A 10334-nucleotide genomic window follows, 5' to 3' on the forward strand; every position below is an offset into this window, starting at 1 on the left:
ACTATGCCGTACCTCTGCGTCGGCTGGATGCTCGAACCTTCCGGCGCAATGCTCGATTCCCCCTGTCGCGCGCCTCGACCGATCCCTAGACTGGCGGCCACAACTCCCGCCTCGCGTCGAAGGGCGTTCCGCACATGTCGGATCCGGCAGGCCCCACCGCACCGCTCCCGCCGACTCCGCCTGCGCCGCCACAACGATCGCGCCGAGGACTGATCGCGATCATCGCCGTGCTGGCCGCGCTGCTCATCGCCACCGCATCGGTGCTCGTCACCGTGCTACTCATGGGCGGTGCGCAGGTCGCGGGCGCCGCCGCGACATCCGTGTCGACGCCGACTCCGACACCGTCGGCGCCTTCGTCGCCGCCCGCCTCGGCCACCCCGACACCGGCGCACACATCGAGCACTTCAGGATCGTCCGGAGGAGGCGGAACGGGCACCACGACGACCGCGCCGTCGACGGGGTCGATCAGTCACGCGGCCGTAGGCGTCGAGAGCGGCGGCGGAGACTGCTCGAGCACGCCCAACCTCCCGCTCACGGCAGCGTGGAAAGCGACCGGCACGACGCTCTGGTTCGGCGTGAACACCACCGATGCGAGCGCCGCACCCTTCCAGGAGTGGTCGCTGGCGACGCAGACGCAGGGCACCGCGACGGGCTTCGTCTACGACTGCTCACGGTCCTCCGAGCCGTTCACGTTCACGCTGTTGCACACCGACGGCACCAAGACGAACTCGACCGTGACCCTGCGCCTGTGCCCCGGATCCGTCACGCCGAAGCAGACCTGCTCGTAATCCCGCGCGCGGCGATCTGCGGCGCGATACTCTCGCGACAGCGACGAAACCCGCGTGACGACACCGAACGCGGCGTCGCACCCGCTCGACGAAAGGATGCCGCGTGCTCATCGCCCTCTGGATCGTCAACGTGGTGCTCGCGCTCGCCTTCCTCGCGACCGGCGGTCTGAAGATCATCCGCACGCCGGATCAGCTGAGAACGGTCGGACTCGCATGGGTCGAGTCGTTCACCCGTGGCCAGGTGGTGCTCATCGGCGTCGCCGAAGTGGTCGGCGCGGTCGGATTGATCGCACCGCTGGCCACCGGCATCCTGCCCTTCATCGCGGCCGTCGCCGCCGCAGCGCTCGCTGTTCTCATGGTCGGCGCGACCGTCGTGCATGTGCGCCGGGGCGAGAATCCGGCGCCCGCCGCCGTGGCGCTGGTGCTGTCGCTGGTCAGTGCGGCGCTCGGGGTGCTCGCCCTCGGCTGAGCGCGCCCCCGCGGATCACCGCCAGCACCAGCCAGATCGCCCCGAGCGCCAGTTGCGCGCCCCCGATCAGCACACCGCCGGTCGTGAGACTCCAGGTTCCGAGCGCCACCCACATGAGCGCGAACACGAGCGATGCGATCCAGCCGATGCGGATCCGGCGGCGCCCGGACGAGTCATCCGTCATCATCGTTCCCCCTCACGACGTTGCCGTGAGCATAGCGAGAGCGCGCGAGCGGCGCGCTCAGTCCGAGATCAGCGTGCCGCCGTTCCTCGCACTGACCCGCGTCTCGCGGGGAGCCCGGCCGGCACGGCGGGCTCCCCGCACCACCGCGTCCCCCGCACGGGCGACAGACGGATGCCGCATCCTCCCGCTACCGTGAGCGCACGGAGACGGGGGTCGACGTGGCCAGAGCTGCGCGCGAATGGTGGGCGATGTGGACACTGCAGGAGCAGGATCTGTGGGCGGCCGCGGGTGACGGCATACTCGTTGCGTTGCTCATGCTCGCGATCGGCCTGAGCATCGCCCCCTCCGCCGTCTGGCAGGAGCCGGTGCAGATCGGAGCTCCTGCCGTCTGCATCGCAATAGCGACGTATGCGCGCGCCGCCCGCAGCGGCGCGCGCAGCGCTGGCGTGAGGCCTATCGCACCGCCCCGACCGGGCCGACTGACCGTCAGGTCGGCGCCCCGGTCTGATCCGCCGCATCGGCAACGATCAGGCCCGCAGCACGACCTTCTCCCGCACGTCTCCCGACTCGAGCAGCGCGTGCGCGCGGGCCGCGTCGGTGAGCGCGAACTCGCGGTGCGGCTTCAGGCGAAGCGTTCCAGCGGCGAGCAGCGGCACCGTGATCGCGAGCGCATCGGGTGCCCGATCGGGCGACGGGTGCGACAGGCGTGCGCTGCTGCGGGCGACCTCCGCCGACCCGACGAGGGTGACCACGCGCGAGGGGTCGCCGGTGGCGGCGACGGCCTCGACCAGTCCGCCGCGGCCGGCCGCGTCGATGACCGCGTCGATGCGGCGGACACCCGTGACGGCGATCCGCTCGAAGACCCCATCGCCGTAGACGACCGGCTCCCCGCCGTAGGCGGCGACGGTGTCGGCGTCCCTCTCCGACGCCGCACCGATCACGCGCACTCCGCGCGCGCTCGCGAGCTGCACGATGAGCGCCCCGACCGATCCGGCCGCACCGAGCACCACGAGAGTCTCCCCCGCCTCAGCCCCGACCTCGCGCAGTGTGCCGACGGCGGCCTCCGCGGACGCGGGCAGGGCCGCGGCATCCGCCCACGACAGCGAAGCGGGCTTCGGGAACCACACCGGCGCGGCGACGAGCTCGCCATACCCGCCTTGCTGCGGCAGGTGCGCGACCACCTCATCGCCGACGGCGACATCGGCGACGCCCGCTCCGACCGACTCGACGACTCCTGCCGCTTCGAACCCCAGCACCGACCCGGGGCCCTGCGGGAAGACGGCGGCGAGACGACCGCGACGGATCTGCAGGTCGGTCGGGCCGATGCCTGCCGCCCTCACGCGCAGCAGCACCTCGCCGGGCGCGGGCACGGGCGCTGCCATCTGGCGCCACTGCAGCACCTCCGGCTCCCCGAAGGCGGTCATCACCATCGCATGCGACATTGCTCGCCCCTCTCAGATCTGGCTCGCGCCGCCGTCGACGTACAGTTCCGCGCCGGTCATGTAGGCGCTGCGTGCACTCGCCAAGAACAGTACGGCCTGCGCGATCTCCTCCGGGCGGCCGAGGCGCTGCATCGGCACCCCGGCGGCGAGTCCAGAGAGCAGGGCGTCGGACTGCGCCGGATCGGTCGCGAGTCCGGCGAGTCCGGGGGTCTCGATCGGGCCCGGAGCGACGCTGTTGACCCGGATGCCGCGGCCGACGAGCTCTGCGGCCCAGCTGCGTGCGAGCGAGCGCACGGCCGCCTTGGAGGCGGCGTAGATGCTGAACGACGGGCTGCCCTTCACATCGATGTTCGATCCGGTCAGCACGATCGACGCTCCCGCGTTCAGCAGCGGCAGCACCTTCTGCACGGTGAAGACGACGCCGCCGACGTTCGCCCCGAACGTCTGGGTGACGTGCTCCCACGTGATGTCCTCGAGGGCCGCGAACTCGCCGCCGCCCGCGTTGGCGAACACCACGTCGAGGCCGGCGCCCCGCGCGGCGATCGCCTCGGCGACGCGGTCGAGGTCATCGAGCGAGGCGACGTCGGCCGCGACCGTCGTCACCGCATCTCCGAACTCCGCGGCCACGGCGGCAAGGCCAGCCTCCCGACGGCCGGTCACGACCACGTGCGCTCCCTCCGCCACGAACGCACGCACGGCCGCGAGACCGATGCCCGCCGTCCCTCCGGTGACCAGTGCGGTCTTTCCCGCGAGCTCTTCCATGTCCCTCTCCTTCTTTATGTACCGATCGGTACTAAAGGCAAGATAGGCGCGCGGGGATCGCATGTCAAATTTTTGTACCGCACGGTATGATTCAGGCATGGCTGAGACGAGAGAACGCGGACGACCGCGCGCCTTCGACCCCGATGCTGCACTCGACGCCGCCGCACGGGTGTTCTGGGTGCACGGGTACGACGGGGCATCCCTGACCGATCTCACCGCCGCCATGGGTATCAACCGGCCGAGCCTGTACGGGGCGTTCGGCAGCAAGGAAGAGCTCTTCCAACGGGTCATCGCCCGCTATGCGCAGACCGACATGACCTACGCCGAGCGCGCGCTCGACCAGCCGACCGGCCCCGCCGTCGCGCGTGCCCTACTTCTCGACAACATCGATGCCGTGACGCGCTCCGATCGGCCCGCGGGATGCCTCACCATCCAGGGCGGACTCGCCAGCGCCGATGGCAACGAGACCGTGCCCGCCTTCCTCGGGCGGAGCCGCCTGGCGGGCGAGCGACGACTGGCCGAGCGCCTCGCTCGCGCGGTCGCTGAAGGCGACTTCGTCGCAGGGACGGATGCCGCGGCTCTCGCCCGCTACCTCATGGTCGTCACGGAGGGGCATGCCGTGCACGCCACCGCGGGCGTCTCGAGACGGCAGCTGCGCGCGTCGGCCGACCTGGCACTGCTCGCGGTCGACGCACTCGCGACGCCCGCGAGCGCCGTGTGAGCCTCCGGCCCGATAACACGGATAGGGCCGGCAAGAACGCGGTGACTGATCTGGTGAAAGTGGCGGTGACGAGATCGGTACTGAGCACCATTAGCGCTGGACATCGTCCGCCTATGATATATGGGAGTACATGCATCAATGGCGGCCATAACGATCGACTCGTGTTTATACGTTTTGGCGAGCATTGAGATCAATTCCGGAAATAGCCTTGTAAGTCTTCCTACGCTCGTCGCTAGGGTATGCACATGACTCAGCACATCCCACGCTTGCCGTGGTCCGACTTGGCCAGCACCGCGCCCTCGCTGCCGGGGGGAGCGGATGCCCAGCTGTCCACGCTGCGCGAGGTGATGCGCGCATTCGCGGGCGAGGCTCCGTCAGGTCCGGTGGGCGACCCGGAGTCTGCCGAGCGCATTCAGAAGCAGATCGCACCACTCGAGCTCACTGCGCGAGGCGATCACGGCATCCAACTGACCGATCTCGGCCGGCAATGGCTCCAAGACCCGAACCGCGACGACCTGTTCCGCATCATGCACGCTCGCGTCGCCTACTTCGGAGAGATGTTGGCTCGAATCAATGAGGCGCCCGCACGAGTCGAGGACCTTCATGCTCACGCGACGACGGAATTTCTCATGTCGTGGACCTCTCTCGATCAGATTCGGCGACGGCTTGCATGGCTGCACTCGATGGGTCTCGTCGAAGACGGGCCGGATCGATTCCATCGCATCACCGCCGACGGGCACTCTGCCCTTGCGGGAATCGAGCTTCAGACACCCGAGGGGCTTCGCGCGGTGTTGTCCGAGGCCCACGCTGACGTGACCCTTCCACCCGCGCCGCCAGCACTCGCCACTGCGCTCGAAAGAGCGCGTTCGGAGAAGCGATCGCTGTCCTGGTCTTATCTCACGAAAGATCCAGTTGGCGCTCTCACCGCGCTTGCGCGGCTCGCGTCCGCGGGCACGACCAAGGAAGAGGCCGTGAGTGTCGTGTCGGCCGAATACGAGATCAGCGCGAGCTCCGCCAAGAGCTTCGTCGACGCGGCCGGGGCGCTCGGCATCTACGAGTTCGTCGGAAAGTATGAAATCCGTACGACCCCGTTGGGCCGAGAGTGGATTGAGAGCGCCTCGCCTCTCAACCTGGTTCGCCTGCTCCACGTTCGTTTTCTCGGGATCGGGGAGCTCCTGGTGCAGCTCGACGACCAGCCGCGCTCGGTTGGAGAGATTCATTCACGACAGTTCGCAGCCTCATCGGATGCGCCACGCCAAGGCCGCACAGCCGGGATCCTGCGCTACCTGAGCGGCGCAGGCGCTGTCGCTGCTATCGGCTACGCCCGATATGTCCTTACCGGCCTCGGTCGAGCGCTGATTCGAGAACTCCCGATCGCGGAAGTCACGATGGTCACCACCGGAGATGAGGACACGAGTGTTCCGGTGGCGCTGGACGCTCCCCGAGTAGAGCAGCTCATCGCCGAGCTGGAAACGGCGTCTCGTGACTCCGCGAACCCCGACCGATTCGAGAAGGCCTGTGCAGAAGCGTTCGTGGCACTCGGCGTGGAGTCGAAACACCTCGGCGGGCCCGGTCGTACGGACGTCATCGTGACTGTGAAATCTGGCTTGACGCTTGTCGCGCGCGCCATCGTCGATGCGAAGTCGGCCTCAGGGCAGCTCAACGAGGGATCCGTGAATTTCGCCGCGTTGAAAGAGCATGCGGCAAAACACGGAGCGACACTCATGGCAGTGATCGCCCCGCGTTTCGATGGAAGCGGAAGGCTTTCAGACTGGGCTAAGCCGAACGGAGTGGTCCTCTTATCTGTTGCCGACCTGGCCGGGCTGCTGCGAGCACACGAGACACATCCGTTCTCCGCTCGCGACGTCGCAGAACTTCTGACGGTCGATGGACGCGACGATGTCGAAGCTCGACATTCCCAAGCCATGGAGCAGCTCTCGCTGATAACCGGCGTCCTACGCGAACTCGCGGCCGAAGCGAGCCAAGACAACCCGGAACCGATCGCTGCCCGCGACATCAGACGGGTCATGAGTCGCGCCGGCAGTGTCACAACGGACGACGAGGTGTCCCACGTGCTCAGGTTTCTCGCGTTGCCCGAAGTCGCGGCAGTGCAGAACGAGCCGGGCGGAAGGTACACGCTGCCCTCATCTCCCAGCATCGCCGCGAAGCGACTCCGGGCGATCGCGCGCGCAATCGAAGCGTCGTCGTTTGGCGCATAGGGGAACGACCGGCACGCTCCGCGAAATGCTGCCGTGGCGAGGTGTTGCGAGCGTCGTCCATCACGAACCCGAGTACGCTCGCAGCGGCCTCGTGGCCGCAGTCGGCCCCGCCTGGTCGACGTCGGTCGCGGAGGCGCAGCCAGCAGCTGACAGATCCCGAGCCTGGGCGCGCTGGGAATCCCGGCTGCCTGGTGGCGCGCCCATGACACGCATGGATGGATGCGCGTATGGGATTCATGAATGACTACGTCCGGCTCGGGCGGACAGCTACGCACGCCACCGCACGACGCAACATGAGCGTGGGACACGACCAGGTGACGGATACGAGTAGTGGCTTGCCGTCATCAGTGCGCGTTGCTCGTCGCCCTCACCCACTGGTCGCGCTGTGGATTGTCCTTTGGCCCACGTCGGGGTTGCATCGAGATGTCTCCTCGTACCATCGCCGGTCGGCGACTCCAACTGGAATCCTTCCGTGCGCAGTCCACTCAGCGGCACCACATGATCCCTCGCTCCGGCCACCCATATCGACGTCGCCGTTTCCTCCTGCGTTGCCGTTCACTTTAATTACAGCGTTGTGAGTTCCACTATTTCTCTGTTTACTTGAACGAAGCACCGTCGTAGTCAAGCCAAGTTGAAGGTCACTGCATGCAACGAGAGCGGTTCTCCACAAGCCCCGTAGGCGCGCTGGTTCCGATCTCCGGCACCGACGGACGTGGCGAGCGATACGAGCATGTCGCGTTCGCTGCCTACCCGTTGACGACGTCACCAGACCTCGTCACGCCAACCTGGAACAGAGTCTCGCGCGCCAACCGCGCGCTGGGCCGACTGCAACAAGGATCTCTACTCGTCATCAATCCCGGCCTTCTTCGGCAGCCTACGCTTCGCCGTGAAGCACAGAGCACCTCGGCCCTCGAAGGTACCTACGCACCGCTCGAAGACGTCCTTGCGGCAGACGTGATTCAAGGGAGTGAGAGGTCCGCTGCCCTCAAGGAGGTGCTCAATTATGTGGCAGCCGCCGAGAACGGGTTCAGCTGGGTGCACCAGCGCCGCCCCATCACAGCAGGACTCCTCTGTGACATCCACCAGACGCTGGTGCGTGGCACGAATGCAGATACGGCGGAGTCCGGACGGATACGTCGCATTCAGGTGGTGATCGGTAGCCGCAGCGGACGTGTCACTGACGCGCGCTTCATCCCGATGCCCGGGGGACCACAGTTGGAGGCGGGAGTGCGGGACCTCATGGCGTGGATGCAGTCACCACCCGAGGACGTCGATCCGATCGTCGCCACAGCTATGGCCCACTACCAGTTCGAGACGCTGCACCCGTTCAACGATGGGAATGGTCGTATCGGCCGCCTTCTCATCGTGCTGCAACTTGTCGGGCTGGGGGTGCTGTCCGAAGGGCTACTCAGCGTTTCGCCGTGGTTCGAGGCTAGGCGCGATGAGTATCAGGACTTGCTGGCCAGCGTGAGCGCCACAGGCTCATGGGACAGCTGGATCTCGTTCTTCGCGGAAGGACTGGAAGCGTCTGCCAACGATTCCGCTGAGCGCATACGCCGACTCCTTGAGCTGCAGACAAGCTACCACGAGCGCCTCCGAGCCGCGGGTGCGCGCGGAGCCGTCCGGGACATCTCCGACGTCCTGATCGGGCAACCGTACGTCAACATTCCGAACTTGCGAGACGCTACAGGCCTGACATATCAGGCCGTGAGCAATGCCGTCAAAAAGCTGGTCGAAATCGGGATCCTCGAACAACGTCATGTTCCCGGGGTTATGGCCTTCCGGGCTCCCGAGGTCGTCGAGATCATCTCCGCGCCCAGCGCAGCGTGACCATGGTCGTGCGGCGGCCGGTGCGATGGATCGGACTAACGAGCTGAAACCGCCGTAGTCCCGGACACATAGAAACCCCCGCGATCCCAGTTTTTTCAATGAATCTGCGGGGGTTTCGGATGGCGGTGACGGTGGGATTTGAACCCTTATGCGATCTGGTTTCAGCGCCTCACATTGGCCATCGTGGCCAGTCTTTTCGCGGGTCGCGACCTTTCAACGACACACGTCGCCAGCCGTGGACTGTCTGCGGTCTTTCCCACGGTTTTACCCGCGACTATGCGCAAGCCCGGCGTCATGGCACGCGCGATTCATCGTTGAGGAGTCCGTCGATCACGTCTCGCAACTCGGGTACACGGGCCGTCGCGGCAACCCATACAACGTAATCGTTCACCCCTGCCTAGCCGTGGACGACCGCGTTGCGAGGCAGCGAGCTGACCCTCCTCGCGCTCGACGGAGAATGCCCCATCACGCAAGAAGGCGTCGACGTCGTCACGGAGGTCAGACCAGAGATCCGCGACCTTCCCGCACGCGCCGTTCTTGCTTGCCAAGCCGAGTTGCTCGCGGATGACCGCTCGGAGGACTGCGTCGATACCTGGCTCGTCCCGTCGGTGAGCCGCGCAAGGCGGCCGAGCACTTCCGCAGCGTCGGCCTGCACGGGCCGTTCTGAGTGCTGCCCGACTGAGCGGCGCGCCGCCCCCGATACCTACCGGCCCGCCGCGATCGCCACATCGGGCCGCGTATCGGTGATGAAGTACAGCAGCGCGCGACACAGCGGCGGGAAGGACGCGAGGCCTCCGGCATCCGCGCGCGCCAGGCCGATCGCCTCGAGCAGCAGGTCGCCGCGGATCTGCAACCCGGATCCGCGTCGGTCCTGCAGGCCGCGGGCGATCGACAGCAAGAATTCGTACGCCGCCTGCCCGCCCTGCAGCCCGACGTTGTCGAGCACGTGCTTCAGCACCTCGGCCGCGGCACGGCTGGCGTCGTCGTCGGCGTGATAGTCCAGCTCGCCGGGTTCCGCGGCGCGGAGGATCGCCGACTGCAGTTGCGGGTCGTTGAGCCGGTCGAAGATCGCCGGGTTGATCGCGAACCCGTGACGCCGAACGCCGTGCGCATGCGCGGTCAGGCTCGGATTGGATCGCCGCGATTCGTAGAGCAGGTGCGCGACCGTCGCGTACACCTCCGCCTGAGAGGGAGCGGCACCGTCCTTCAGAGTCCTCTCGTGCGTCGACCACTCGAACGGCCAGAGCGCGAACTTCGGGTTGATGCGCTGGACGCCGCGACGGTTCGCCTCGTCGAAATCGGGCGCAGCAAACAGCTGGTCCTCACCCAGCGCGCGAAGGGCAGCCGTCCGCGCGCGCACGGCCCGGCGTTCCTGGCGGTAACCGTAGCGGCCGAGCCACGAGTCGATCTGCTCGAGCGCGGCGAATTCGGCTCTCCACGAGTTGCGGGAGCCCGGACCTCGCGGGTCGCGCGGGAGCGTCCAGCCGATCTGGAACGCGCTCGACGAATCGTTGCTGCGCAGGCCGAGGGAATTCTTGAAGATCTCCATGGCATTGTCGGACTCGGGGTGCGCCGCCCCGACGAGGTAGGCAGTGCTGACCGTGTCGGGAAGGGTTCGGAGGTCGCGGTTGACGCTCAGCAGGGCACGACCCGAACCGATGATGCCCACGACGACGAGCACAAGGCTCCCGTCGGGAAGGTTCTCCAACGCCTCGTGCATCGACAGCGACCCCGGTGAACCGGTCGCGCGCCACACCACCGGGCCTACCTTCACTGCTGCCTTACCCCACTCGTGTCGCGCGACGAAGTCGGCGAGCGCTTGGGATTCGTCGTCCGACAGCGTCACGATGGCAGAGACCGTCTGAGCCGCCCCCTTCATTCGGTCCGGACGTTCTGTGAGTCGTCGGTTTCCATTTGAT

9 protein-coding genes are annotated in these 10334 nt (G+C 67.1%); 5 read left to right on the top strand and 4 right to left on the bottom strand.

Annotation, left to right across the window (positions count from 1 at the left end):
* The first annotated feature begins 134 nt into the window (after positions 1 to 134).
* Both BGO15_RS09705 and BGO15_RS09710 read left to right on the top strand, forming a co-directional pair.
* The gene (locus BGO15_RS09705; RefSeq protein WP_156454713.1) at positions 135 to 788 is read left to right on the top strand and encodes a hypothetical protein; all 654 of its coding nucleotides are present in this window, start codon (positions 135 to 137) and stop codon (positions 786 to 788) included.
* 103 nt (positions 789 to 891) lie between these two features.
* Positions 892 to 1257 (top strand): DoxX family protein, encoded by a 366-nt coding sequence (locus BGO15_RS09710; RefSeq protein ID WP_056208195.1) that lies wholly within the window; start codon positions 892 to 894, stop codon positions 1255 to 1257.
* On the opposite strand, the gene BGO15_RS09715 is transcribed toward BGO15_RS09710, so the two are convergent.
* The 3 genes from BGO15_RS09715 to BGO15_RS09725 all read right to left on the bottom strand — a co-directional run bounded on the left by BGO15_RS09715 (position 1223) and on the right by BGO15_RS09725 (position 3645).
* Positions 1223 to 1444 carry a hypothetical protein gene (locus tag BGO15_RS09715; RefSeq protein WP_156454714.1) on the bottom strand — a complete coding sequence of 74 codons (222 nt, stop codon included), beginning with the start codon at positions 1442 to 1444 and terminating at the stop codon, positions 1223 to 1225. The genes BGO15_RS09710 and BGO15_RS09715 overlap by 35 nt on opposite strands.
* A 524-nt stretch (positions 1445 to 1968) precedes the next feature.
* On the bottom strand, positions 1969 to 2883 hold the full coding sequence (locus BGO15_RS09720) for an NADP-dependent oxidoreductase (RefSeq protein ID WP_056208186.1): 915 nt from the start codon (positions 2881 to 2883) through the stop codon (positions 1969 to 1971).
* A 12-nt stretch (positions 2884 to 2895) separates the two neighbouring features.
* Positions 2896 to 3645 (bottom strand): SDR family oxidoreductase, encoded by a 750-nt coding sequence (locus tag BGO15_RS09725; protein WP_056208183.1) that lies wholly within the window; start codon positions 3643 to 3645, stop codon positions 2896 to 2898.
* A 97-nt stretch (positions 3646 to 3742) separates the two neighbouring features.
* Here BGO15_RS09725 and BGO15_RS09730 point away from each other — a divergent pair, with 97 nt between their 5' ends.
* The 3 genes from BGO15_RS09730 to BGO15_RS09740 all read left to right on the top strand — a co-directional run bounded on the left by BGO15_RS09730 (position 3743) and on the right by BGO15_RS09740 (position 8415).
* Positions 3743 to 4366, top strand: a complete 624-nt coding sequence (locus BGO15_RS09730) for a TetR/AcrR family transcriptional regulator (RefSeq protein WP_056208182.1) — start codon at positions 3743 to 3745, stop codon at positions 4364 to 4366.
* Between the two features lie 245 nt (positions 4367 to 4611).
* Positions 4612 to 6585 carry a hypothetical protein gene (locus BGO15_RS09735; RefSeq protein ID WP_156454715.1) on the top strand — a complete coding sequence of 658 codons (1974 nt, stop codon included), beginning with the start codon at positions 4612 to 4614 and terminating at the stop codon, positions 6583 to 6585.
* Positions 6586 to 7230: 645 nt separating this feature from the next.
* A complete protein-coding gene (locus BGO15_RS09740; RefSeq protein ID WP_082486263.1) occupies positions 7231 to 8415 on the top strand; it encodes a Fic family protein in 1185 nt (394 codons plus the stop codon).
* 703 nt (positions 8416 to 9118) lie between these two features.
* Here BGO15_RS09740 and BGO15_RS09745 read toward each other — a convergent pair.
* Positions 9119 to 10261, bottom strand: a complete 1143-nt coding sequence (locus BGO15_RS09745; RefSeq protein WP_156454716.1) for a hypothetical protein — start codon at positions 10259 to 10261, stop codon at positions 9119 to 9121.
* Positions 10262 to 10334: the final 73 nt, after the last annotated feature.

Source organism: Microbacterium sp. 71-23 (assembly GCF_001897265.1).
Taxonomy (GTDB): domain Bacteria; phylum Actinomycetota; class Actinomycetes; order Actinomycetales; family Microbacteriaceae; genus Microbacterium; species Microbacterium ginsengisoli.